General features: G+C 63.0%; 15 protein-coding genes and 1 riboswitch. Of the genes, 4 read left to right on the top strand and 11 right to left on the bottom strand.

The genetic code is table 11. The features are described from left to right. Positions 1 to 361 precede the first annotated feature (361 nt). The 6 genes from B5F40_RS00580 to B5F40_RS00550 form a co-directional block, all read right to left on the bottom strand. A complete protein-coding gene (locus tag B5F40_RS00580; protein ID WP_087192434.1) occupies positions 362 to 1,261 on the bottom strand; it encodes a 4Fe-4S binding protein in 900 nt (299 codons plus the stop codon). Next, entirely contained in the window at positions 1,251 to 2,069 is an 819-nt protein-coding gene (locus B5F40_RS00575; protein WP_087192433.1) for a 4Fe-4S dicluster domain-containing protein, read from the bottom strand. The genes B5F40_RS00580 and B5F40_RS00575 overlap by 11 nt, the downstream gene beginning before the upstream one ends. A 738-nt stretch (positions 2,070 to 2,807) precedes the next feature. Continuing rightward, the gene (locus B5F40_RS00565; RefSeq protein ID WP_087192431.1) at positions 2,808 to 3,485 is read right to left on the bottom strand and encodes a TorD/DmsD family molecular chaperone; all 678 of its coding nucleotides are present in this window, start codon (positions 3,483 to 3,485) and stop codon (positions 2,808 to 2,810) included. Between the two features lie 295 nt (positions 3,486 to 3,780). Then, complete coding sequence (locus tag B5F40_RS00560) at positions 3,781 to 4,638, bottom strand: dimethyl sulfoxide reductase anchor subunit family protein (protein ID WP_087192430.1); 858 nt, start codon at positions 4,636 to 4,638, stop codon at positions 3,781 to 3,783. A gap of 2 nt (positions 4,639 to 4,640) precedes the next feature. Beyond that, positions 4,641 to 5,213: a 4Fe-4S dicluster domain-containing protein gene (locus tag B5F40_RS00555; RefSeq protein WP_087192429.1), complete on the bottom strand. Its 573-nt coding sequence runs from the start codon at positions 5,211 to 5,213 to the stop codon at positions 4,641 to 4,643. Positions 5,214 to 5,228: 15 nt separating this feature from the next. After that, positions 5,229 to 8,150 carry a molybdopterin-containing oxidoreductase family protein gene (locus B5F40_RS00550; protein ID WP_087192428.1) on the bottom strand — a complete coding sequence of 974 codons (2,922 nt, stop codon included), beginning with the start codon at positions 8,148 to 8,150 and terminating at the stop codon, positions 5,229 to 5,231. Between the two features lie 845 nt (positions 8,151 to 8,995). Here B5F40_RS00550 and B5F40_RS00545 point away from each other — a divergent pair. Continuing rightward, entirely contained in the window at positions 8,996 to 9,445 is a 450-nt protein-coding gene (locus B5F40_RS00545) for a MarR family winged helix-turn-helix transcriptional regulator (protein ID WP_087192427.1), read from the top strand. Positions 9,446 to 9,796: 351 nt separating this feature from the next. Then, a riboswitch (glycine riboswitch) is annotated at positions 9,797 to 9,914 on the top strand. Positions 9,915 to 10,049: 135 nt separating this feature from the next. Further along, positions 10,050 to 11,579 carry an alanine/glycine:cation symporter family protein gene (locus B5F40_RS00540; RefSeq protein ID WP_087192426.1) on the top strand — a complete coding sequence of 510 codons (1,530 nt, stop codon included), beginning with the start codon at positions 10,050 to 10,052 and terminating at the stop codon, positions 11,577 to 11,579. Between the two features lie 609 nt (positions 11,580 to 12,188). Here the strand turns inward: B5F40_RS00540 and B5F40_RS00535 are convergent. Then, positions 12,189 to 13,673: a response regulator transcription factor gene (locus B5F40_RS00535; protein WP_087192425.1), complete on the bottom strand. Its 1,485-nt coding sequence runs from the start codon at positions 13,671 to 13,673 to the stop codon at positions 12,189 to 12,191. Between the two features lie 223 nt (positions 13,674 to 13,896). On the opposite strand from B5F40_RS00535, the gene B5F40_RS00530 reads away from it, so the two are divergent. Beyond that, positions 13,897 to 15,717 (top strand): flavocytochrome c, encoded by a 1,821-nt coding sequence (locus tag B5F40_RS00530; RefSeq protein ID WP_087192424.1) that lies wholly within the window; start codon positions 13,897 to 13,899, stop codon positions 15,715 to 15,717. Between the two features lie 642 nt (positions 15,718 to 16,359). On the opposite strand, the gene B5F40_RS00525 is transcribed toward B5F40_RS00530, so the two are convergent. Further along, positions 16,360 to 17,856, bottom strand: coding sequence for an MATE family efflux transporter (locus B5F40_RS00525; RefSeq protein ID WP_162610828.1), 1,497 nt, complete (start codon positions 17,854 to 17,856; stop codon positions 16,360 to 16,362). 193 nt (positions 17,857 to 18,049) lie between these two features. Between B5F40_RS00525 and B5F40_RS00520 the strand changes: the two genes are divergently transcribed. After that, entirely contained in the window at positions 18,050 to 18,652 is a 603-nt protein-coding gene (locus B5F40_RS00520) for a cytidylate kinase-like family protein (RefSeq protein ID WP_087192422.1), read from the top strand. A 431-nt stretch (positions 18,653 to 19,083) separates the two neighbouring features. Here B5F40_RS00520 and B5F40_RS00515 read toward each other — a convergent pair whose 3' ends face one another. From B5F40_RS00515 to B5F40_RS00505, 3 genes are all read right to left on the bottom strand, one after another. Beyond that, complete coding sequence (locus B5F40_RS00515) at positions 19,084 to 19,605, bottom strand: shikimate kinase (RefSeq protein ID WP_087192421.1); 522 nt, start codon at positions 19,603 to 19,605, stop codon at positions 19,084 to 19,086. A 2,969-nt stretch (positions 19,606 to 22,574) separates the two neighbouring features. Further along, the gene (locus B5F40_RS00510) at positions 22,575 to 24,641 is read right to left on the bottom strand and encodes a DUF2207 domain-containing protein (RefSeq protein WP_239442822.1); all 2,067 of its coding nucleotides are present in this window, start codon (positions 24,639 to 24,641) and stop codon (positions 22,575 to 22,577) included. A 532-nt stretch (positions 24,642 to 25,173) separates the two neighbouring features. Continuing rightward, entirely contained in the window at positions 25,174 to 25,458 is a 285-nt protein-coding gene (locus tag B5F40_RS00505; RefSeq protein WP_087192419.1) for a hypothetical protein, read from the bottom strand. Positions 25,459 to 25,735 lie beyond the last annotated feature (277 nt).

Raw genomic sequence — 25,735 nt, 5'->3', positions numbered from 1 at the left:
TGCCGATTCCGGCTTGACGCAGAGTTCGGCTCGAAACGGCAGAGATCGCGCCTTGGGCATAGGTTCTCCTCCGAAAAAGCGCCCCGAGGGGTCGGCGATGATCTCGGCGGGAATCCCGACCTGGGGAAACGCTTCCGTTGGGGCGGGAAGGCGCTCGGTGCCCTATGCACAAGACGCGATCTGTGCCATTTCGACGCGATGTCCGTGTCTAGCCGGGATCGATGCGAGCCCACATTCGCCTGATATCGAGCCGAGCTTCCTTAGACCGGACGCTTCGGAAGGCCCCGCCCACCCGTTGGACGGCACGGACGAGCGCGCGAGATGGGCGGCGCGGGACCTTCCGAAGCGCCCCCTTTGCCGATTAAGCTGCGGCCTCGGGCTCGCTCCCGTCGGAAGCGCCTTTGTCGGTGCCCGTGTCGGCGGCGGCGCGCCGAGCGTCGCCGGCTTTCCCGCCCGTCCCGAGCGAGATCGACTTCGACGGGCACGCCTCAACGCAATCGAGGCACAGCGTGCACGACCTCAGCACGGCGCGAGAGTCGGACAGCGCCGAGACATCAAGATTCTCCGGGCACGCCGTCGCGCACGCGCGGCACCCCTCCTGCGATCGACACGTGCTGCAACTCGCCCGCGGACGCACGCCGAAACCGAGCCGAGCACGCAGCGCGCCGACGGCCCCGAAGAAGAATCCGAGCGGACACACCGCGGCGCACCAGCGTTTGAACAGGAACAGCTCCGCGATCAGCATAAGCGGGAACACGACAAGCTCCCATCCCGGCTGCAGCAGCACGAACACCCGATTGAGCGCCCATAACGTGCCGAACACCAGGCCGATGGGACACAGCAGGCAGAACACCGGGAATCCCACGGCGAAGGACACCGCCAGAAGCACCGCAAGCACGATCCCCTGCGTCTTCAAACCCGAAGACCCGCATGCCGAGCAACCCTTCGCCGAAGCCTCGCCCGCACGCCCGAGAACGCCTCGGGGAGCACGTCCCCCGAACACGTTCTTCAAAAGCTGAGAGGGGCACAGCCACGAGCAAAACGCTCTGCCCAGCACGAACACGACCGCCAGCAGCGCCACCACGCCGGGAACAAGCCCCCACGGCACGCTCTTCGCCGCCACGGCGATCTGGGCGAACCCCACCGGGCACAGCGCGCAAAACGTGCCAATTGCCGCCCCTCCCTCCATGTGGGCCGCCGCAACGGCAAGGACGAGCACTCCCGCGCCCACCGCGATGCGGGCCAGCTTGCTACGCTTCATGGACACCTCCAACCGACCTCGACGCCTCGCGCGTCGCATTCGGACCGTCAGGATGGACGCCCTTGTCGTGCGGCGCGAGCGGCTCGACCGCAGGAGCCGTGCGCCCAGCGAACAGCTCCTCGCTCGACACGCCGCCACCAGCATGACCGCTCTGGCCGCTCTCGCCCGCGCCCTGGCCAGCCTGACCGACCTGGGCAACCTGCGCGGCCTGGGCGTACCGCGACACCACCACGATGCCCTTGGTCGCCACGCCCGCGTCGTAAGCGCGCAGCGATGCCGAGGGGCACGCCCGCTCGCACGCCCCGCATCCGTCGCAGTAATCGGCATGAATCACCGGGCGGTCGCGCTCGTCCAGCTCGATCGCACCGTCCACCGGGCACTCGTCTTTGCACACCGTGCAGCCGGCCCAATCCCAGGCCACGCACGCGTCCTTCACCACCACGGCCACGCCCAGGTCGCGCTCGCGGGAGCCGCCACGCGACAACGCGCCCGTCGGGCATGCGTCCGTGCATTTCATGCAGAAGTCGCAACGCCCCTTCGAAAACGCGAGCGTGGGCGTGCCGTACCCCACGATGCTGTCGGCGAGGGAAACCGGCCCCACGATGCCGTACGGGCATGCTTGCCAGCAACGTCCGCATCGCGTGCACGCGGCCACAACCTGCGCATTTGACTCTGCACCCGGAGGCCGCACGAAGGCGAGGTCGGCTTGGCGCGTCACCGCCCCGAACCCGCCGAGGCCCACCGTCGCCGCGCCCACGACGCCAACCGCAAAAAATCCGCGCCGGGAAATCCGCTCCACTCTCGCCATCCCCCTTACTGTCGCCTACGATGTTTCACGTGAAACACCTCACCGCACGCATCGCTCGTCTGCCGCGGCCATGCGCTCGCCGCCGTATTCCATCGCGCCACCGTCACGTCCGCTGCCGCACGCCTGCCGCCGACCCGCGCGCGACCGTAGGCCTAAACCAAACACCGCAGCCACCGAGCGCGCATCCGAACCCCACGCTCCCCGTTGTCGCCCGAAGCAGTCGCTTTTCACATCGAAACCGACCGTCCCGAACGGCAACACGCTCTCCGCATCCGCGCGCCGCACCACGATGTCTACCGTTTCGCCGTCGCGCGCCTGCGTGATGGCAGAAAATCACCGATTTCGGAACCTGCTCCCTACTTCGCAACCACCCGAAAAGAGCCCGTCCCGCAACACGCCTGGTCACAGACAACCCCTCTCTTCCCGCGGCACGCGCATCTTCCGAAATCGGTCATTTTTCGCCAATTTGGAAGGCTTCCGCTGTCAAACCATCGCCGACATAGGCCCGCGCCCCTCGCCGACCGTCCATCTGCTATCGCGACCCATGGGCGGGCCGGACGCGTCATTCCGCGCACCCCGGAAAATACGCTGGGCCAACAGCGGTCTGGCAGAGGAGGAAAGGCGCGCCATCGCGCCATCCCGTCATTCGCCGTCCCATCGCCCCACCGACCCGCGCCCGCCGACGCCGACCCGCCCCGCAGCTGCACGTCCAAGTCCGACGCCACAGTCACAGGCCGGCTATTCCACGACCTCCTCCAACGCACGCACGTCGGCACGCACGAACGCCCCGACGAACAGGGCGAGGTCCCGGTAGAAGCCCTCTTCGGCTGCCGCCTCCATATCCCGCACGAACCGGGGAAGCCAGTTGAGCAGGTGCTCGCGCGCAAACGCCAACTGCTCGCGCAAGGAGGCTTCGGAGGCCTCCTCGTCGCCCGCGCGCAGCGTGTGCACGGTCCGCTCGCACAGCTTCGCCATGAACGCGAACTCCACCGCCAGATGGTCTTCCGGCTCGGTGAACTTCGGATCCTTTGCGAATCCGGAAGCGCGGTATATGCGCAGCACCTGGCTGTACGCCTCCTGCATCATGAGACCGCGTTCGCTCGTGTACACGGATTCGTACGGAAACGCCTTCTGCGCCGCGCGCGGCCCCATACCGAAGAACACGCGGTTGAACGCAACGGCCAATTGCTCAAGCGCAGGCTCATCGCGCTTCGCCAAGTCGGACTGCAAAAGGGAGAACCCTTCGGCCAAAGCGGCATCGTCGGACGCGAACGCGACCTTTGTGGCAAGCTCTTCGGCAAACGCAGCATCCAACTCCTTCTCGAAGCACCGCGACAGCATCGCGTACACGCGAAGGCGGTTCTCACAGAAATCGACGAGATTTGAAACAAGCTCGTCGGACATGGTGTTGCTCATGGTCTTCCCTCTTTCTCGTACCGCCGCAGCCCGCGAAGCGTCCCTGCTTGGAAGGGGCGGGGCGCGCAAGGCGAACTGCGGCGCACCATCAAGCCGAATCGCTGGCACACTCCGCAGGGAGAATGCGACCGGGCAACCTTCCCGCGAGAACCAACAACCCTGCTCGCGCAGCGGCCACATCGCACCGCAGCGAGCCTCTCGCACCCGCGCCTTTGCGCTCGCCATCCTTCGTCGAACGCCGCCCGCCGCCCACGTAACCGCAGGCAGCAGGCAGCAAGCAGCAGACGAACCGCCGTTACTGATAGATGAACCGCTCCACACTCGTGCCCACGCCGTACATGATCACGCGCAGCGCCACCGCACCCGCAGCGGAGCACGCGAACGCCACGAACACGCACGTGGCAAGCTCGGCAGCACGGGCCTTTCCCGTCCGCGCGCACACGAACGCCGCCAGCGCCAAAGGAGCCGCCAGGCCAACGACCACGACGCCCACCCAGAACGCCACCGCGAAATCACCCGAAATCAGCCGCTCAAGCGAGCGCGTGGGATCCTGATGCGGAGCAAGCGCGATCCACGCCACGTACGCAAGCGCGGTCACAACCATCGCGACAACGCCCACGAGCGCCAGTTTGGCCGCGAAGCCGCCGTCCTCGGCCGCCCTATCGCCCAGCAGCACGAGGCCGCACATGAGCAGCATGCCCATCGCCAAGCCCGCGCCCGTGTACATGAGCGGCAGCGTCACGCTGTCCCATGCGGGCCGCGCCGCGATCAGGTACGAGGCACCGGCCACGAACGGCAGCACGAGGCCGACGACGCCTCCCACCACGCCGAGCGCCTTCGATGCGCCCGGGTAGTCCTTTTTCGCCAAAACGAGGTACGCGAACGCCACGATGCCCATGATGGCGACTGCGAACAGCTCTTTCGACAGCCCGGAACCCAGGTTGCCCAAAAGGTGCGTCGCGCGCTCGGGATGCCCCATGTGCAGCACCGACACGCAGCCGCCCACCGCCAAGCACGCAAAGGCGATCAACGCACCCGAGAACCGCACGTTCTTGAACCTGCCCGTAAGCTCGCCCACCGCCAAGAACACGAAGCTCCCGGACGTGATGCCAAGCAGCACGCTGAAAACCAGAAGGGGCCACTGAACCTCCATGCTCACTCATCTCCCTTCCACGAGAACTTGTCCAGGCCGTACGTCACGCCCGGATGGTTGCCCACATCCGTCAGCTTGTGGGTGCTCTTGCGGGCGATCATCTTCGACACGTCGGACTCGGGATCGTCCGCGTCGCCGAACAGGCGCGCCTGACCGGGGCAGTGCTTCACGCAGGCCGGCTTCTCGCCCGCGTCCACGAGGTGCGCGCACAGGGTGCACTTCTCGATGACGCCCTTGTCGCGGCTCTCGTCGTAGGTGCGCACGCCGTAAGGGCAGGCCATAACGCAGTATTGGCAACCGATGCACTTGCTGTGGTCAACCAGCACGATGCCGTCCTCGCGCTTGTACGAAGCGCCCGTGGGACACACGCTCACGCACTCGGGATTGTCGCAGTGCTGGCACGACACGGGCAGATAGTACATTTCGAGGTCGGGGTACGTGCCCGACGGGCCCACCGTCAGCACCTTGTTGTAATAGGTGCCCAAGCCCACGTTGTTCTCCTGCTTGCACACCACGGCGCAGGAATGGCAGCCGATGCAGCTGTCGAGGTCGATGGCGATGATGTTACGCGTCATGCTTGCTCCACCTCCTTACTTCGTCACCTGCGTCACGCCGTTTTGCTGGTCGTCGGCGGCCAGCTCATCAGCGCTCAGGGGCAGGAATATCTTCAAGTCGTCCTCGTTCATGCAGATGTTCTTCGGCGCGCCGTCCTCGGCCTTGTAGATCTTGCACAGGCCGCCGAAGTTGTCGGTGCCCACTGCGGGGTCGTAGGGGCCGTTGTTCTCGAACAGGATGTTGCAATTGCTGTCCAACGCGCCGTGCAGATCGTCGGTGGCCTCGCGCTCAGGGAACCACCAATCGTGCTCCACGTGGATAGTGTCGGGCCTGATGGCCGCCGTAAGGTTCGCACGCTGCTTGATGCGGTCGACGTACGTCTCGATGTACACCCAATCGTCCTGTTTGATGCCGTGCTCGGCAGCCGTAGCGGGATTGATGTCCACCGTCGGGAACATGTGCACCTCGCGCATCCACGGGCTGTTGCGATACTCGGTGTGGAAGAACGCGTGGGAGCGCCCGCCCGTGATGAGCGTGTAGGGGTACTCCTCCAGCAGGTCGGGACGCGAGCGCTTCGTGATGGGCGGCTCGATGTACAAGGGCAGCGGGCCGTTGCCGTACAGCAGCAAATCCTCGCTCCACAGCTCCATCTTGCCGTTGTCGGACTGCGGATGGGCCGGGATCACCGTGCCGTCGGGCAACGTGACCTGGGGCGTGCGATACACGGTGCCCATCTTGTTGCCGCGATACATGGTGTTGAACCCGGGACGGAAGTCGCTTGTCTTGCGCATGTAGCCCGTCTCGTACTTCGGAGCGCCCTTCACCGTGGCCATCTCCACGCCAGTGACGCTCACGCGCTGGCGGAAGTCCTCGAAATCGGCGCACGAAAGCTCTGCTGGCAGCGTGGCCGGGCCCTTCAGCATGTAGTTGAAGTAGTCGTACTTGTCCTTCCAGTACATGTCCACGCCCATGTACTCGGCAAACTCGAAGCAGATGTCCATGTCGTCTTTGCACTCGCCGAGCGGCTTATGGAACGGCTGGCGGATGAGGTACGTGTGGCTGGTGGGATAGCCGTGGCCGGAGTGCGCCCACTCCACGCGGTCCACCTCGTTGGGATGCGCAGCCGGCAGGATGATGTCGGCCAATTCGCCCGAGGGGGTCATGTACATGTCCACGTTCACGAAGAAGTCGAGATTCTTGAAGCCCTCGATGATCTCCTTGCCGCCCTCGATGGACAAGATGGGCTCGGAGGTTTGCTGCCAATAGCCGTGGATCTGGAACGGGTCGCCCTTCGCCATGGCCTTCGTGGTGGCCGCGCCGAAACCGCCCTGCTGACCGTAGATGACCTGGCCGCCAGAGTTCTGCGTAGTCTCCACGAGCTCGCCCGTGACGTTGTCGGCAACGAATATCTGCTGGTAGCCGGTGTTCTGGCACACGGACAGCTTCTTGATGTTCATGGCCGTTTCCTTGCGCCGCGCGCCCATGCGGCCCTGCTGGTTCGGCACGACGTCGAACATGAACGAGTCGTAGCCCGTGGCCGGCTCGCGGCCGATGTTCTGGCCGCCCTTCGTGTCGAAGTTGCCAGCCAGCGCCATCATGATGGTGAACGCCTGCGAGATGCCCGAGGTGTTGATGGAGAACTCCACCTTCTGGCCGCGCGTGAAGCACGCGTGCGGGCTAGCGTCGATGTAGGTTTGGATGGCTTCGCGGATCTTGTCTTCGGGCAGTTCGCAGAACTCGGCGGCGCGCTCGATGGTCCACGGAGTGACGTGCTCCACAAGAATGTCCCAGCTCGTGCGGTACGTCTTGCCGTCGATCTCATGCGCGCCGGACAGCGCGGGCTTCGCGTCGGCCACCACGTTGCCGTCCGCGTCGAGCCACTGGAACACCTTCTCCTCGCCGAGGCCCTTTTTGTTCTGCCAGTCGCCGTTCCAGAAGATCAGCTGGTCGTGCGCTTCGTCCCAGGCGGGATACAGCTCTTCGTTGCCGCCCTCTTTCATAAGCGACTCGCGCAGCTGGTAGCCGGTGCCGTTGCCCTCGGCGTCCTTCTCGTCGATGAAGAACGGGGCGTTGGTGTAGAAGCGCGCGAACTCGGTGGCGCACTTGTCCGAATGGACGATCTCGTTGATGAACGCCAGCACCAGCGCCATGTCGGAACCGGGACGGATGGGCAGCCACAGATCGGCCTTGCTGGCGGTGCACGTGTAGCGTGGATCCACGCAGATCACCTTCGCGCCGCGCTCCTGCGCGCGCTTCACGGTGAGCCAGTCGTAGTAGCCGCGGCTGCGCTCCTGACGGCACCAGATGAGGATGCAGTCGGCGTTGTTGCCGTCCCAGCCGGTGTACTGCGTCTCGTCGCCGTACAGGCGCTGGCTCGTGAAGTACGAGCCCACCCAGCACAGGTTGCCCACGCCGAACGTGGCGGTGGAGCCCAATTCAAGCCACAGCTTGTTGATGGCTTGGAACTGCAGCATGTCGCGGCCCGTGCCGTACTGGTGCGCGATGGTGTGCCAGCCGTGCTCTTCGCCGATCGCGGTGAAGCGGTCGCGCGCCTCCTCGTAGGCCTCTTCCCACGTGATGCGCTTCCACTGGCCGGAGCCTTTCTCGCCCACGCGCTTCTGCGGATAGCGCACGCGCAGCGGGTTGTACAGCTCCTGCGGGATGGCGAAGGCGCGGCCGCACAGCGTTCCCTCGCTGAACAGGTCGGGGTTGCCCTCGATCTTCACGAGGCGCCCGTCCTTGACGTGTCCGAACAGCGCACAGCGGCCATAGCATTGGCGGCATGCGCTCGGGATGACCTGCACGTCGTCGGACGGGGTAGCGCTCGTGGCAGCCCTCGCGCCATCCGCCGCCTCGTCGGCTGCGGCGGCGGTGACCGACGCGCCGAGCAGCAGCGTCGAGGCGGTCGCGGCAGCTGTGGCCTTCACGAAGCCACGGCGGCTCATCTTCAGTGACATCTCTCCTCCTTTGCCTCTCGTCGTCAAGCTTTGCCTTGGAGGAGAACCGGAGCGCGGGTTCCGGAGGGGAGCGGGACGTTTGACAAAACTATAGAGACACCCCTCCGGCATCCCTGAACTCCTGTTCCCCTCCTCAGCAATATACTTGCAGTACTAATTATATTATCTGAAATTATTAGTGCAATATGCTAATTAATCCCAATTTGAGAATAATCGCAGATGGTGCAAAAAAACGGCCGCACCGCAGAGAGAAGAGAGCGAGGAAATCCACCGCACCGCAGAATAAGAAATGGGGAAAGAGGATCCTCCACGTCGCGAAGGCAAACGAAGAAGCAGCGGGAAAGCTTCTTTGCTGCGAAGCGAGAAAACCCGCATCGCGAAACGAGAGAAAAGACACCTCGTCGTACTGCGCAAAAGACGCTCGACGCGCCGCAGAAAAGGAAGGCCGCACATCGTCGCGAAGAAGATCCGCTCTGTCGACCCGCAGTTGACATATGCCCGGCAACCCATCGCGCGCAACCCTGTCGGAGCCGCATAAGGCCCCTTCGCCCAACGGAAGGTTCTTCTATCAGCCCTGGCTACAAAAAGGCTGACCCAAGGTTCCGCGAACGCGGGTGCGCGTCAACGACGGTTTACCATAGGTCGAGCCTCAGGAAGTTCGCAAAGAGATCGCAAGGCGCAAGCGCCGGCGCCAGCCCGGCTGAGCGAAAACGGAGATTGAGCCGAAAAAGCACGACGTTCATTGACGGACTTGAGGTGTTGGGGTTTCATGTACGCATGGCAAGCGGCGTTTCCGCTCATAGGGCGACGAAAACGCCATACGCGCAGCGGAAGGTTCCTCAATCATGGAGAACAAGCACAACAGCCTCATCGGCTTCCTCGTGTACGATGCCCAACGCTGCATCTTCAAGTCGCTCGAAACGGCGCTCAAACCCTACGATATCACACCCGGGCAGTGGAACCTCATCAATCAGCTCGAACGCGCAGGCGAGCTCTCGCAAAAGGAGCTCGCTCAAATCACGCGCAAGGAGCAGGCAACCATCACGCGGTACCTCGACACGCTCGAACGCAAGGGTTTGATCGTCCGCAACAAGCACAAATCCGATCGTCGCGCGCACGCCATCTCGATCACCGACAAGGCGCGCGAGCTTATTCTCGCCGTGCAGCCCGCCACTCTCGACCGGGCCAGCCAGCTGATCGAAGGCATCGACCAGCACGATCTCGACACGTTCGTCGACGTGCTCGCGCACCTCAAGGCCAACGCCGAGCGCATCGTCGTCGGCGACGATGACTAGCCGCGTCGCGCGAGACGGCACGCCGTCGATGGCAGATGGGCGGCGCACGGGATACGATCCGCATCTTGCCTCTTCAAACTGCGCCCCATGCTTCCGACAGTGCGCTTGCGCGCAAGGTGGTGACGAGCGGGCGCAACCCGTTTGCGACGCGCGAGCCGCCTTCACCCTTTTCGCGCCCATGCGAAATTGTCTATGAGCGCAGCGAAAAAACGGGTTAACAACAACCGCATCCCCTGCTACAATGGCCCCCGCACACGCAAAAGCGAACCCCGTTGACCTGCTCTGGATCGAACGCAACGCGAGCAACGCAAGAAGCGCGAAGCACGAACGACGCGAGCGAGACAGGGCGAGGTAGGGGCCTCTGGAGAATCCCGCACGCCGCTTGGCGCTCGCGGGTGCCGAAGGGGCAAGGCGAGCCGTTGTACGCAACGCTGCCGAAACTCTCAGGCAAAAGGACAGAGCGAAGCCACGGCTTCTCGCGCACCCGCACGACAGACCGGCATCGTGTGATCGCGCATTCGCATTCGCTCTTTCCTACCTCCTTGCGGCCCCGCGCACGACGGGCCGCACCGCGCACGGCTCGACGCGAAGGAGGAAATGCAAAATGGAAGGGTTTTTCGGCATCGTCAACGACGCGATCGTCGCCATCGACGGATTCATCTGGGGTCCGCCCCTTATGGTGCTCATCCTGTTCGGCGGCATTCTCTTGACGACGCGGCTGCGCGGCGTGCAGTTCAAGCACTTGCCGCGGGCGCTGCGCTACATGGTCAAGAACGAAACGGGCGGGGAGGGCGAAGTGACCAGCTTCGGCGCGCTGTGCACCGCGCTGTCAGCCACCATCGGCACCGGCAACATCGTCGGCGTGGCCACAGCCATCGTCGCCGGAGGACCGGGAGCGCTGTTCTGGATGTGGCTGGCCGCGTTGTTCGGCATGGCGACGAAGTTCTCCGAGGGCCTTCTAGCCGTGAAGTACCGCAACATCGACAAGAAGACCGGGCATGTGCTGGGCGGACCGTTCTACTACATAGAGCGCGGCATGGGGGCACGCTGGCGCTGGCTGGCGAAAGTATTCGCGTTCTTCGGCATGTGCGTGGGCCTGTTTGGCATCGGCACGTTCACGCAGGTCAATTCCATCTCGTCGGCCATCACCGGATTCTTCGATCCCGCGAAGACCGCCACGGTAAGCATTCTGGGAATGGAATACTCCGTGTTCACCGTCATCGGGTCGCTGCTTTTGGCCGTGCTCGTGGGTTTGGTGGTGATCGGCGGACTCAAGCGCATCGCGAAGGTGTCCGAACGCGTGATCCCGGTCATGGTGGTGCTGTACGTGGGCTTCTCGCTGCTGTTGATCATGGCGAACCTCGACAAGATTCCCGGCGCGTTCGCAGTCATCTTCCAAAGCGCGTTCGGACTGCAAGCGTTCGGCGGCGGAATGCTGGGCGCCATCCTCGTCGCCATGCAGATGGGTATTGCGCGCGGCATCTTCTCCAACGAGGCGGGCCTAGGATCCGCGCCCATCGCCGCAGCAGCTGCACAAACGAAAGAGCCGGTACGCCAGGGCCTCGTGTCCATGACCGGCACGTTCCTGGACACCATCGTCGTGTGCTCGATGACCGGGCTTGCGCTTGTCATGACGGGCGCGTACCAACTTCCCGGCCTCGAGGGCGCAGCCGTGACCACCGCCGCTTTCCAAGCGGGACTTCCGTTCATTCCCGGTGACGTGGTGTCGTTCGTGCTGATGGCGTGCCTGGTGCTCTTCGGCTTCACCACCATCTTAGGATGGGATTATTACGGCGAGCGCTGCTTGGAGTATTTCAGCAACGGCAACATGAAAGCGGTGAAGGCGTACCGATGGCTGTACATCTTCTGCGTGTTCATCGGCCCCTACATGACCGTGGCCGCCGTGTGGACCATCGCCGACATCTTCAACGGCCTGATGGCGTTGCCGAACATGGTCGCGCTCATCGCGCTGTCGGGCGTGGTGGCGAAAGAGACGCGCGACTACTTCGAGCGCCTGCGCGCTGCCGGCAGCGAGGAGGCGATGGCGCCGCGCACCGCCGACGACGCATGGAGCATTCCTCCCCTCGACCCGCTCAACGCTCCTGACGACGAGCTGGCCGGCGCAAAAGGATAACGTCGGGGCACCGAATGCCCAGCTTCGAGCCTCGTGCTCCCAACCCCAAGCGCCAAGCACCACCCCGAGCCCCCAAGGATCGGGCATCTCAGACTCCAGCTTTCGGCTCGGGGGAAGGGGCTGCTGCCCAACCCCCGAGCCGAGCGGGCGAATGGCCCGCCTTTTCCCAGCGCCAGGCCACCTAGCCTCGGAAGTCGGCAACCGATGCCGAGCAACCTTGCCCCTACTCCGGGCATCGAGCAGCCGAGCCGGAGATGCCAACCCCTTCCGTCGATCACCAACCGCACTGCGGAACCGATGAGGGTCCACGACGCACGCCCAACTCCAAAGCGTTCTGATTGCGGCGATGATTCGGCATCTTCATGATGCCAGACGAACCAGCGCACAAGAGCTCTCGGCCTCAGCCGAAGTCAAGGCGGTAAGACGCAGAGGAAAGCGCCCCGATATAACCGAAATCCCCAGAACCGAGTCGGCCGAAAGCTTCGAAAGCCATCCCGAACGAGCATGGAGACACCAAGGAAACCTTGCAAACCGTATGATCGCACGTCATGCCAGTGGGCCCACAAACGCTGAGTCAAACAGCGAAACGGCCGGTCTCATGGTCGCACCCTACGTTGATCGGCCCTTTTCGTTTTCGACGCCCACCCTCGCGCGTCCTTTCACTCGCACCGGCTTCTCCACGTCGTTGATCAGGTCGAACAGCTCGCTTTTGCTGTGGATGTCGAACTTGCGATAGATGTGGTTGATGTGAGCCTTCACGGTGCCCTGCGACACGTACAGCACGTCCTCGATCTCGGCCACCGTGTCGCCCTGCGCGATGAGCTGCAGCACCTCCTCCTCGCGCGGGCTGAGGTTGTACGCGCGCGACAGGTCGGACACGCGGATGGCCATCCGCCCCTCGGCAGACGCGCTTCCCACCGGGTCGTCCTTCAGCACGATGCCCCACTTCGCCGACAGCCCGCGCTCGGTGAAGAAGATCACGACGAACGTCAGCACCACCGCAATAGCCACGCCGCCGTACAGGACCGTCGTGGCCTCCTCGCCCAAATTCGCCGAGGCGCCCGCGAACGCGAGCCATCCCACCAGTTCAACCACGTAGCGGATGCCGCGCTCGATGCCGTTGATCCACACCGCGTTCACGCCGAACCGGTACGTGATGTTGCTCATCACGATCATGATGTACATGCTCAGCATGGTGTAGCCCGCGTCGTAGCACAAAGCCATGATCTGCGCGTTCGACCCGAACGTGGGCATCACGAACAAGAACCCCACGATGAACAGCGGGAATGCCAGCTGGTAGATGGTATCGAAGTTGAACCAGCGCGCCGTGGACAGCACGCCGAAGAACACGAGCGCCGTCACGAACATCGCGCCCACCACGTTGCCCGGCACCAGCAGCTGGGTGGGCAGCGCGCCGAATCCGCCCGCGAACGTGCACACCGCCATGAGCAGGATGGGTTTCCAGGGGATGGTCTTCGGGTCGCCCTCCTTCATGGCCGGAGGCAGGTCGCGCTCCGGCAGGCGCCGCATGCTCGAGCGCACGCACGCGAGGCACACGAGCGGCAGCACGATGGAGAAGAACGCGAGGTACGGCACCGACATGCCCAGGAACAGCCATTTCACCACCTCGCCCACGAAGATGGCCATGGCATGGTACAAGGCGACGCGCATGGGATTGAGCGATCCGTAGAACTCGGCCCACATGAGGATGAGCGACCCGAGGCCGCCGCCGGCAGCCAGCAGGCCCACCACCTTGAGCGCCGGAAGCGGCACCGCGAAGCACGCCAGCACGATGAGCGCCGATCCGCCCACCATGCACGCGCCCGTCAGCAACATCGCCGTGCGGTTCGCCCACAGCGGCGCAACGCGGCGCGCGGCGAAGGCCAGCGCCAGCGACGCGATGCCGATGGCCCCCTCGAACAGGAAGTAGTCGAACACCGATATGGTGGGGAACGCATCGTAGCGGAAGAACGTCGCGAGCCATGCGCGGTACAGCCCCACGCCGAAGAACACGAAGGGGATGGCCGCCACCCGAAGCAGCACGCTCCTCCATCGCTCGGCAAATCCCTGCCCCTGCCGTCCGGTGCACTCCATACAACCTCCGTCGAATCCGACGCGCATCGGCGCGCGGCGTCCGAGCTCTCCCCTCGCTTCCCATCTCATCCATACTACCTGACGCGCCCCAGTTCGCAAGAGGGTTATGCCATAAGGTTATCCATTTAACCCCGAGGGATAATTGCCGCGGAACCGCCAAACGATAGGCTGGTGCTGACGCCTGGACAGGGAGCAGGCACAGCAACATGAGGAAGGGGCTATTATGACTGGATTTTCTCGCAGGCAGTTCATCACCGGTGGCGCCGTGGCCGCGTTGGGCGGCACGCTCGCGCTGGCAGGCTGCGCGCCCAGCGGGTCGGCCGACCCGAAGGGCTCGTCGGGCGGCTCGGGCGCAGGAAGCTCCGCCGGCGTGGGCTCGGGCATGGGCAAGCATGGCCAGTTCGACGTCGCCGTCCAAGTCACCGACGGCAACCTCGACCGCATCACCGTGCTCAACTCGCGCGAAACGCCGGGCATGGGCGATGTGGCCATGGAAGAGCTCACGCAGCTCATCGTGGACAACCAGACACTCAACGTGGACACCGTATCGGGCGCGACGCTGTCAAGCATGGCGTTCATCGGCGCCGTGGGCGACGCCCTCGACCAGGCCGGCCAGAAATCGGGCGACTGGAAGAAACGCGACAAGGCCGTGCCCGCCCAGGCCGAGCTGCCTGAATCTGCCGACGTTGTGGTCATCGGCGGCGGCGGTGCCGGATTCGCGGCGGCCATCACGGCGGCCAACGAGGGCAAGAGCGTCGTGCTGCTTGAGAAGATGGGCGTGTTCGGCGGCGACACCGCGCTGTCCGGCGGCGAGATGGCCGCACCCGGCAACTGGATCCAGGTGCAGGAGGGCATCGCCGACAGCCCCGACGCGCTGGCGAAGGACATGCTGGACGGCGGCGACAACATGGGCGATCCCGCGCTCGTGCAGATCATCGCCGAAGGCGCGCTGGACAGCTCGCAGTGGCTCACCTTTGAGGGTGGCGTGTCTTGGAAACACGACCTTATGCTGTTCGGCGGCCACAACACGAAGCGCTCGATCATACCCATCACCCATAGCGGCAGCGAGATGACCACGAAGCTGACGAAGCGCGCAGCCGAGATCGACACGCTGACGCTGGCGAAGAACACGCCGGCCGTGGAGCTGGTGAAGAGCGGCGACGCCATCACCGGCGTGAAGGTGAAGAACAACATCACCGGCACCGAGTCCACCATCGCCTGCAAGGCCGTGGTGCTGGCCAGCGGCGGCTTCGGATCGAACATCGACATGCGCGTGAAGTACAACCCGGCGATGAATGAGTCGATCCTGTCCACCGACTCGGTGGGCGCCACGGGCGACGGCATCATCATGGGCGAAGCTATCGGGGCAAACCTCATCGACATGGAGTACATCCAGACCTACCCCGTGTGCGATCCTGAAACGGGCGCCCTGCTGTACGTGGGCGACGTGCGCTTGGAAAGCCGCGCCATCATGGTGAACAAAGAGGGCAAGCGCTTCGTTGAGGAACTCGATCGTCGCGACGTACTGTCCAACGCCATCGTTGAGCAGACCGACGGCAAAGCGTACCTGCTGTTCAATCAAGAGAATGCCGACCCGACAGGCCTGCTGGAAACCCATGCGGACGAGTACGAGAACCTCGAGGCACGCAAGATCATCGTGAAGGGAGACACGCTGGAAGCCGTGTGCGAGCCTTTCGGCGTGGACGCCGCCGAGCTGGCCAAGACCGTCGAGAAGTGGAACCAGTACTGCAAGGACGGAAACGACCCCGACTTCAACTTCCGCGGCGACTTCAACCCCATCGAGGACGGCCCCTACTACCTGATGGCCTACAAGCCGGCCGTGCACTACACCATGGGCGGCCTGCACATCAACACCGACGCGCAGGTGCTCGACGACGCCGGCGCTCCCATCCCCGGCCTCTACGCTGCCGGCGAGGTTGCCGGCCACAAGATGGGCACGAACCGCTTGGGCTCCTGCTCCATGTCCGACATCTACACGTTCGGGCGTATCGCCGGCAAGAACGCCGCCGCGTTCTCGGCATAAGCCCTCCCGACAGCGCACGTTATGCGGGTCGCGCCTCCCTCCTGCGCGGCCCGCACGCGCAAGCGCTCACTCCCCCTAAGCAGCTGCGCGCCCAAGCGCGCGAGCCGCCCAAACAACCGGGCCTCATGCGCGCATGCGCAGCTCGCCGCCGGCTGCTGCATCCCCCGAGCCCCGCCGTATCCCGCCCTCCGTTCGCCGTTGCCATTGCCTTTCCCGCCGCACCTGAAAAAGCCCGTCGCTCCGCCGACGCTGCAACGAGAACGACGAAGGGAGCCCTTTCGCGCGTTCATACCCGTCGCAGCTTGCTCCGCCGCACGCGATGCGACGGCGGGCCCAACCTCTCGTCAAGCATTTCGCCACGCTTGCCGCAGCAATGGCTCCAGCCGCTCCGCCGTCTGTCGCCTACCCTACAACGGCGTCCTCAGCCGCAACATGCCCTCCGGCCCCAGACGCTTCACGTGAAACACTCCGCCCCGGATGTTTCACGTGAAACAATTATCACACTGTAGTGCGTTAAAGAAACAAATGTTTCACATGAAACGAGTTTCGAGAAGACGTCCGGGGAGGCGCTCGGAAGCGCCACGCGCCCGACTACGTTGCAGATTGCATTTGCTCGACCCTGTCAGATCCCGCGCGTTCGCATCAGCTCGCACGCGCGCTTGCCTCCGCATCTTCCACCGCGCATGCGGCTGAGCCGGCCTGCACCTGCGCACATGCGGCGGCATCGCGCTTGGCACGCAGCTTGCGCACTTCGACAATCACGAACGCCGCCGTCACCACAACGGACAGACCATCGGCGATGGGCACGCTGACCACCACTCCCATCAGGCCCGACGAGCCGCCGAACGCATGCAGAGCCCACGGCACCACCAGATACAGCGGAATAAGGAACAGCACCTGGCGCGTCAGCTCCAAAACAGCCGCTTTGAAAGGCTGCCCGCTCGATTGAAAATAACTCGATCCGACGATCTGGAATCCCACCAGCGGATACATGATCGTGTACACTTGCAGCGACAGAACCGCGAACGCCTCGAGATCGCCCGTCACCCCGAACATCGCCACCACCGGGCCGGGAATCGCATGGGCCAGCACGAAGAACACCGTTCCCATGACCACGCCCGTCACCGACGCCCATTTCAGCGTGTCCAGCACGCGTTGCCACAGGCGAGCACCGTAGTTGTAGCCGATGATGGGCTGTGCTCCCATGATCAGGCCGACGAGCGGCATGATTGCGAACAGCGTGGCTTTCTGCGCCACGCCGATGGCGGCCAGCGCGCTCTCCACGCCGATGGCGTCCAACGCGCCGTACACGCCCACCACCTGGTTGAATACCACCGTGACCAGCGTCGCCGCCACCTGCATCACGAACGATGCGATGCCCAGCGTCATGATCTTGCCCATCAGGCGGATATCCGGCTTGCAGCACGAAAGCCTCAGATTGAACGGCGCGGTCTTGCTGAACAAAAAGTATCCGAGAACCGGCACCATGCCGCATGCCTGGCCGAGAATGGTGGCGTATGCGCTGCCCGGGATACCCCACCCGAACACGATGACGAACAGGTAGTTCAAGGCAACGCACATAAGCGTTCCGAACACCATGGTGCCAAGCGCCAGGTTCGGCTTGCCAGCAGTGCGTAGGAAGTTGTTCAGGCCCATGCCCAGCGACAGAAATACGAAACCCACGCAAATGACCTGCACGAACGACTTCGTCTGCTCCCACAAATCGGCAGGAGTGGCGACAAGGGCCAAGAGCGGGTCGATGAGGACGGTTCCCACCACGGCGCTCGCGACCGCGAAAAGCACCAGCAGCGTCGCCGCGTTGCCAAGCGTCTTCTCCACTCGGTCTCGATGCCCCTCGCCCAGCTGGATGGCCGCCAACGCATTGCCACCTTGGCCTGCCAGCATGGAAAAGCCCATGAGTATGGTCATCACCGGCAACACGAGCGTGGTCACCGCCACGCCCGCCGAGCCTACCGCATGCCCCAAAAACGCCGTGTCCACCACGTTGTACAACGAGTTGAACACCATGCTGACGATGGCCGGAATGGAAAACTCCAGCAAGAGCTTGCCGATTCGCTCCGTTCCCAACCGCTCGGTGTTTTTTCGCGCCCCCGCATGCTTGATCGTCGCCTCAGACATGCACACCCGCCTTCCTGCAACGCCTTGCCGCGCCGCGTTTCGTTTCCGTCGGCAAAAACACTTAGTATAGGCGAGAGCGCTTCCGCGTTCATATGTTCCACGTGAAATATCCATGCCGACTCGTTACTCGCACGACGCAGGTTGCACTGCAACGCTACAATGCCAATGGCGGCACATCGATGGAAGGATCGGCATGGATCAGCACCTCGTCTTCGCAATCAGCAGAGAATACGGAAGCGGAGGGCGCGAGATAGGAGAGCGGCTGGCAAGCGAGCTGGGCATCGCATACTACGACAAGCTGCTGCTTCAGCGTATCGCCGAGAAGAGCGGTCTTTCAAACGACGTGGTGGAGGACTTCGACGAGAAGCCCATAAGGCCATTGCTCTTCAGCCCCAACAGCTTCTTCTGCGGAACAGATCTCGAGCATCCTGTGGCGTCGCGCGTGTATCGGGCCGAGGTGGACATCCTCAAGGCCATCGCCGACGAAGGGCCTTGCGTCATTGTCGGCCGTTGCGCCGATTATGTTCTGAGCGGCCATCCGGGCCTCGTGAGCCTGTTCGTGAGCGCGCCTCTGGAGGCGCGCGTGGCACGTGTCATGCGGCGCAACAACCTGACGGAGGACGAAGCTCGGGCGCGCATCGCGCGCGTGGACAAAAACCGCGCCAACTACTACCGCTACTTCACCGACGAGAACTGGGGGCAGGCGCGCAACTACGACCTTTGCCTCAATTCTGGCGACCTCGATGCAGCAGGAGCGGTGCGAACGATCCGCACTTTCGTCGAGGCACGAGCCTAGCGCGCATACCGCGAGAGAAGCGAAGGAGCGTCCCGACCGGCTCGCGTGCTGCGAAACGACACGCGAGCCGGAGCTCACTGCACCGCAGCTCCAAAGCACAACACGGCAGACTGCAACAGCGCCCCGCATGCCCAAGGCTCTGCCACGTCCAATCATGTTCGCGCAACGTCCGATGCCGCTTCCGCAGAACCAGTCCCCTCGTCTTGCCGACGTGGCGATCCCTCCGCGAAGAAGGGCATCGCGCCAAAGGGCTCACGTTCCTTCTCATGCGTCGCCTTTCAACAAGAAGCTCCTCCTCAAGCCCCTTTGCGCCGAAATGCCAACTCCGCCTGAAACTCCTCTCTGGTACGGCGATCGACGCAGTCGGCCCTCTTTGGAGCGCAGTCCGCCGCGACAAGATGCGCTTCCCGTGGCGAGGATACCATCGCGTCCTACAAGCGGGCCTTTTCAAGAGCGTCGGCCACTTTGCGGGCGGCAGCGGTGATTGATAAGTCATCCACATCCACGGTGACCTCGGCGTACTGCTCATATAGAGGAAGGCGCTCGTCGTACAGTTCGCGCAAGCTCATGCCGATGCCGCCCTTGAGCACCACGCCGCGCTCCTGAAAATCGCTCAGACGCCCAAGCAGCTGCTCGTACGATATCTTGAGGTACACCACCGTGCCGATCTCGGTTAAATGCCTCATGGCCTCGTCGGAGTACACGGCAGAACCGCCTGTGGCGATAATGGACCTCGATGCTCGGATGTCGCTGAGGATCTGGTTCTCGACTTCAATGAAGCCTTCAGGTCCGCATGCGTCGATGAGTTTTTGCAGCGTCTTGTCGCACTGACCCTGGATAACCAAGTCGGCGTCGACAAAATCGTAGTTCATGATCTTCGCAAGCACGATGCCAAGCGTCGACTTTCCCGCGCCGGGCATGCCAATGAGCACTATGTTGTCTTTCTCCGCCACGATTCCTCCTCGCTTCTTGCCCGCACGCAACGGCAGGCCAACTCGCATCCATCGATTATAGCAGCACCGCATCAACCAGACCTCTCGGCAGCTTTCCCAATCGCCTCTAGCACTCGTTCGCATGCACAGAGCGACCTTGCACGCGCCATTTCTCTTGAGTTATTCCTTCGACCCCTCAGCACGCTTCTCCGAAAGCCCGCCCTTCGCGCTTTCCCGCTCGGGCGACCCGATCTTGAACGGCATCTCCGCGCACCTCCGCTTGAGCACTCCGCCCATCCGCCGCATCGGCCCCCTCTTCTTTTGCGCCTCCTTGTTCGTACGGGCTGCTTGCGGGCCGCCCTATCACCACGCCCTTACGCTCCCTCCGCTCGTGCGGTGCGCTCGTCCACCGCATCTTGCGCTCCAACTTGCCTTCCTCCCGCCCCTCGCACCCCCCCCCGCGATCTGCTCCCATACGCCTTTGCATCCTACAAGCGCATTCGCATCGCCCACGATTGCACGAGCCGCTCCGCTCGTCACTCCTCTGCGCTCGCGGAAAGACGGCTTTCAAGCAATATCCGCACCACATGGAGGCGGCTTTAGGCTTGCCACATTCGACCTCTGCGCTCTCGATGAAGCCCCTTGCCAACCTGCCCATGCCCCTCGCCAAGGCTCGCTTCGCCCGCGCCGCCAAGCATAACGCGCCCCTGTGCCTGGAGAAAGACGCGGCATAGGCGCTCCGATTTGCGAGCTCGCAGAAAGAACGCCTTGCCACGAGTGAACGACGTTGGGCGGTTCGCAGACCCACCTTGGGTCTCGTTCAAGAAAGGGGCTTCTTTGGCGAGCACGTCGTCCCCTCCATTTTCGAAGAAGCAGCGTGACTCGGTAGCGTATCCCATGCGACATGTTTCACGCGAGGCCTTCGCATGCAAGGTCGGAGCTAGCCGTCAACCCGTTTCTAAGCAACCTGCTTGCACGCCCTCGCATTACGGCCAAGCTCAAACACGCCGAATCGACAGTTATGCTAGAAAGGCACAAAACCGCAAAGTTTCAACATGGGGCTTATCGACCAATGGCAGCGCTCCAAAAGCCCAATCCCCAAGCCCCCAAGAAAGGTTGCCGGTTCGACACGCCTTTGCCAGCAGCCCTGTCTCGAACGTCAACGAAACATGCAGCCAAGCTCGGAAGAAGAGGAGAATGGATGGAGGGACGGTAACGTACGAAGAGACGGGGAAGAAGCGGTTGCATGGAGAAAGAACGGACAAGGGCGGATGGAGGGGAATGGATGAAAGGGCAGGACCGGATAAATGGAGGAAAAGGAGAGGGTGGAGGGAGTGAGGCAGATGGAGAGGGGCGAACGAAACGGCGGGACGGATGGGAGTCAATGGAGAGATGGGAACGAATGGGGAATGGAGAAAGCGACGGAAGGGAGGTGAAGGAGCAAAGGGCAGCCGGAAAGACAGCGCGCTGCCGAAACAGAGTACGGCAGCGCGCTGAAATGAGACCAGCACTGCGAACGCACGCTTCTCTTCGAACAGAAGTTGAAAGCGAGAAGCGCTCATAACCAGCAGACAGCCTTTACGAAATATCGCGCGCTCGTCGGGTGGACGATGCTCGGACGCGCAGCCATTTGGATGTCTTGCGGGCAGCATTCCCATAAAGCGCCGCAAACGAGAATCAGAGGCGCGCCGATGCTCCGCGACTATTCGTCGCATCGTCAAAGCAGACGCGCTCCGTCGTTGACCTCAACCCCACAATGGCATAGACACAAGCCCTCTATGACAAACCGCCGTTGGCACGAACCAGCGTTCGCCAGAACTCGAATACGGACCTCTTGCGGCTGGCCGGGGCTTCCCATTGAGCGAAGAGGGTCTCCCCGTTGGCCGAAAAGCAGTTCGCCCGCCGAAGGGAGTTTTGCGCGCCGGATCGTCTTGGCCTATGGCGATGCCGGTTTGGCATGGGCAGGGGTCCAAACTGGCACAAATCGCGTTTTGTGCATGGATTTGCGGCATGTGCCCACCGTTCAGCTTTACACGACCTGGGATTTCTCGACAGAGCCCCACCAAAATGCCGCATTTCGAGAAAAAACCTATGCACAAAACGCAATCTGTGCCAGTTCGAGATGGTCCGCGCGCATCCGCGGCACGAACACCTTTGCCCGCCGTCGGCGTCCCGGCCCCGTTTCGCGAAGGCTCCGCGCCCGCACCACGGGCAGGCGCGCGGCTCGCCCGGGGCGGCGAACGACGGCTCCTCGGCCGCGCGTCCCTCGGCGCCTCGGGAAGCTCCGCCTTCTCCCCGCGCGAAAGCCGCCCGATATGCTCTAGAGCGTTTCCCATGACTTCCTCTTTCTCGGTGCTTTTACGTAAATCGCATCGCAGGGGGAGGCTTCTTTTTGCATGGGGCATCAATGGAGCAGCCATATCGATGGTGGCTCAACATAGGAGGAAACTCTCCGCCGACAACAGGACCACGCGAACCGCCCGGCCGAGCTGGGATCGACGCCACCCTGCCCCGAGCCGGAACCGCTTCAGACCGCATGCGAAACCAAACCCTCACGACAAGTGCAGGCCAGACGCATCGCCTGCCATACCGGAACCGACGCGAAGCCAAAATCAGAAACGATCCCGCCGGGCCAAACCGACATCAACGCAAAGCCGCACCCAAACGAAACCGCAGGCTCGCGCGCCTGGCGATGCTCGCGAAACCGCCTGCCGAGAGCGGCTCAACACCGAACCATGGCCGCATGAGGCTGCAGGTGAAACCGAACTCGTAGACCCGCAGAACAAGCAAGGACCGCGAAAGCCTCCTGGCGCAATACGCAGCATCCGTCCGCGCAAAGCCTCGAACCTGAAGCCCGAGCTGCGCCAAACAGACCCCCGGCTTGGCGGTTGAGCGTTCCTCCCGCCAAACCAAGGTCGCCGTGCGCTCAACCGACCACAGCAGCAAGCCAGCGCACGGCCATCCCGAGGCGCCGCCGAAACCGGTGCGCGCTACCTCGCGCCGCCACCGCCTCCAAAACCTCCCCCTCCACCGCCGGAGAACCCGCCGCCGAAGCCGCCGCCACTCGAAAAGTCTCCATGGGCAGCCGACAAAGCTGACTTCGCAGAGAGCATCGTTCCCGTGACGGAGTTCTGCAAAGCATCGCTCACCGATGGCATGGATGTCCCTATGCCCGTAGGGCCACTGGCATACCAGAACCACCATGGCACGAGCGTCGCACCCTGAGAGCCATCGTTCTCGAACAGCTGCGGCAAGGTGGTCTGAAGCTGTTTGATAGCCTGATCAGCAACGCCGAACAAGTACGCATACACCATGAACTCGCCCCACACCTTCACATCGGTGGGAGGACGCTCGTCGAGCGACGAAAAATCTCGCAGCCAGTTGCGCAATGCCTTGCACTTCGCAACGAGATTGTTGCCGCGCACGCTTCGCCGGGAAAGGTAGTTGCCAATCACCCCCAGCGCGATGGCCGTGGGCACCATAAACAGCGCGGGAATGAGGTTCTCCTGCATCAAAGCAACTCCGATGCCCGCAACTCCCACCAAAACCGCCAACCCCACCAAACGGGTCTGATAGCGCTTGCCTTTCGCCTCGAAGAATTCCTCTCTGTTCGTTGCCGACGACAGCCGCCCCTGCCAATTCTCCATCGCATCGAGGAACTCCTGTGGATGATCTTTCCCGTACTTTTTGATACTGCCGAACCACAGGGAGTCCTCGCCACCGGCCACGAGATCGAACAGCAGCTCGAGTGCCGCACGGTCAATGGGATCCTCCACATCGTCGGCAGCAGGCAGACGGGTGATGAAATAGTCGGCGACCTCTTTTGTTCCGAGCGCGCCTTGCTCGGGATAAGTGCCGGCATCGATACGCACGGCCCCGATATGAGACAGATGCATGAGCGTGGCAGTGAAGTCGTCTTGACTTTCACGGTCCCACCGCCACAAACGCCCGATGACGGCCGGATGAATGCTCGGATCAGGCACATCGCGCCAATATTCGTCGGTGAAATCGGGAGTGTATTCCTTTCCGTACTTAAAGTACGCACGCAGCGCCCACGCCAGCAGCACAACGCACACCGCCCCACAGCCGACGATGAATCCCAACGAAAGCATGCGATTGAGATTCGCCTCGTCGGCCCATCGCCGCTCCTCGTCCATTACCGAGTCGAGCCTCAGCACATCGCGATTGGCTTGCGCCGCGTCTCCTGAAAGGTTAGTGAGCCACTCCACCGGAAAGACCACCCGCGCCTCGGCGTATTGCCCGGACGACACATGCGAGACGCGGTAAACCACCGATCCATCAGCGTTCACCGTCAACGTGCCATCGATCGGACCATGTCCCCATGCGCGCACGTTCTCGCCCGCGCGCACCTCGGCACCCTGCGGAACGGGAAGCGTAAGCGTCATCGTAACGTTGTCGGACGTCTCGGCCCATTGGTCGCTCACGTACTTCCAATACACCTCGCCCACGTCTTTGAACGCTTGCACGCCGTTGATGAAAGTGTAATCCAGCTCGATCATCATCCGCTCATCGGAAGCGTCAAAGAACACGTACACCGTGTCCTTAGGATTGTCGAGCGAGTATGCGTTCTTGCCAGGGCCACCTTCGTCTCGCCATGCGGACACGAACGGAACGGCCTCAAGCGTCGCCCACTCGCCCGTCACAGTGCCGTCGCTTGAAACTGGCGCGATACGTACTCCATTGACCTGCAAAGATGCGTTAGACGGCAAGCCGTCGAATGCCCACCACACAGCAGTGAAGTCGCCGTCGAAGTCGAACGTACGCTGCTCGACCACATGCAACGAGCCGTCTGTTTCCACCTGCGCCTGGATATCGACCTTCGACATGGCGTAGGATTTCGCATCGGCTTGATCAGGTGAAACCGTCACAAACGCGCATGCAAGCGCAAGCAGCGCCGTCACGGCAAGCAGAAGGGCCGAAGCTCTCTTGATCGCACCTGCGGCCACGCGACCGGACGCGACCCTTGCGGTGCTTGCGACAGGCGCAGCGCCAGACGCCAACGGCACGCGAAGATGCGAACCTCTCGTGTTCTGCACGGTCACGCTCCTTGCAAATCGGAAATGGTCGCGCTTTAAACCGAATCGAGGCATATTATACCGTGGAGAACCGATCCGAGATACCGAAGTCGCTCATCCGATACGCATATGCACGCCCCAAACGTATCTGGCCGACCGCCGAGGCAGCCGCATAGCGCGGCTACCCGATACGCACATGCGCGCCCGGAGCGTATCTTGAGCGCAACCGCTACCAAGCACCCGACCCGATCAAGCCTTGCATCGACCCTCTTTGGTCGTTCGGAACGAGCACATGAGGGGACGCTCCGCACGTAGAGCACGCCCACTTGATCGCAGTGCGCGTTATTACGTTAGAAACGCATACGACATGCGCCTCGCTCATACCCTCCAACGTCATTTGCGATGCTGAAAAGGCCCTCTTCACCACCGAGGTCGAAAGCCCAAACGCGAGGCCCATCGCGCAGCGGGGACGGCAATCAGAGAAGCCGGCTCGCTTTCCCGCGTTTGAAATGCGGCCCTCCCGACGCGGGCCTTATCGCCTCGCTCCGACCGATCACCACCTACCGCCGCGGCCAAGGTCGACCCTTTCGCCATCCCCCATGACACGCTGCGCACCACGGCTTCGAAAATCGCCCCCGATCTCGTTGTCGATGGACATGGCGCCGATTTCGTATTCGATGCGCGCTCCTGCAAACGCGCGCGTCCAAAATGGCCGATCTGTCATCGGCCCCATCCAAAGCTTCCCTTTTCCGCCATGTCGCCCAGCGTAAGCCGGCAACCCCATCGCGTCTTCGGCCTGGAGAATCCGATCAAGATCAGCCCCTTCATGATCCTCCACCCATCACCTTCCATCGCACTTTGCCCAGGCGGTCAGCACGTGGACGGTCCACATGCCGTTATCTGCCCGGCCAAACCGACGCTCTCGAAACATCATGCTTTCCAACCGCTAAACGATCTGCGGCGATCAATCGGCTGTGAACACCGATCCAGCTCGCCTATCGCCCGCTTAGAAAAGCCTCCGCGCTTTCACGCTAGCGCAGAGAACCCATCATCAACGGAGAACCTTGCGACGTCCGAGCGCGCGTCCGGAAAGATGGGCCCGGCGACACGTTGCG

It is taken from the genome of Gordonibacter sp. An230, assembly GCF_002159915.1.
Lineage (GTDB): Bacteria > Actinomycetota > Coriobacteriia > Coriobacteriales > Eggerthellaceae > Rubneribacter.
The sequence above is the reverse complement of the archived record's forward strand: the minus strand, read 5'-3'. Positions and strand labels throughout refer to the sequence as shown.

What these genes read in the sequence shown, in the direction of transcription:
- B5F40_RS00565 (WP_087192431.1), bottom strand. Translation starts at nt 3,485, where the DNA reads ATGAGCAACACCATGTCCGACGAGCTTGTTTCAAATCTCGTCGATTTC.
- B5F40_RS00560 (WP_087192430.1), bottom strand. Translation starts at nt 4,638, where the DNA reads ATGGAGGTTCAGTGGCCCCTTCTGGTTTTCAGCGTGCTGCTTGGCATC.
- B5F40_RS00520 (WP_087192422.1), top strand. Translation starts at nt 18,050, where the DNA reads ATGGATCAGCACCTCGTCTTCGCAATCAGCAGAGAATACGGAAGCGGA.
- B5F40_RS00535 (WP_087192425.1), bottom strand. Translation starts at nt 13,673, where the DNA reads ATGGAGTGCACCGGACGGCAGGGGCAGGGATTTGCCGAGCGATGGAGG.
- B5F40_RS00555 (WP_087192429.1), bottom strand. Translation starts at nt 5,213, where the DNA reads ATGACGCGTAACATCATCGCCATCGACCTCGACAGCTGCATCGGCTGC.
- B5F40_RS00545 (WP_087192427.1), top strand. Translation starts at nt 8,996, where the DNA reads ATGGAGAACAAGCACAACAGCCTCATCGGCTTCCTCGTGTACGATGCC.
- B5F40_RS00525 (WP_162610828.1), bottom strand. Translation starts at nt 17,856, where the DNA reads ATGTCTGAGGCGACGATCAAGCATGCGGGGGCGCGAAAAAACACCGAG.
- B5F40_RS00530 (WP_087192424.1), top strand. Translation starts at nt 13,897, where the DNA reads ATGACTGGATTTTCTCGCAGGCAGTTCATCACCGGTGGCGCCGTGGCC.
- B5F40_RS00580 (WP_087192434.1), bottom strand. Translation starts at nt 1,261, where the DNA reads ATGAAGCGTAGCAAGCTGGCCCGCATCGCGGTGGGCGCGGGAGTGCTC.
- B5F40_RS00575 (WP_087192433.1), bottom strand. Translation starts at nt 2,069, where the DNA reads ATGGCGAGAGTGGAGCGGATTTCCCGGCGCGGATTTTTTGCGGTTGGC.
- B5F40_RS00550 (WP_087192428.1), bottom strand. Translation starts at nt 8,150, where the DNA reads ATGTCACTGAAGATGAGCCGCCGTGGCTTCGTGAAGGCCACAGCTGCC.
- B5F40_RS00540 (WP_087192426.1), top strand. Translation starts at nt 10,050, where the DNA reads ATGGAAGGGTTTTTCGGCATCGTCAACGACGCGATCGTCGCCATCGAC.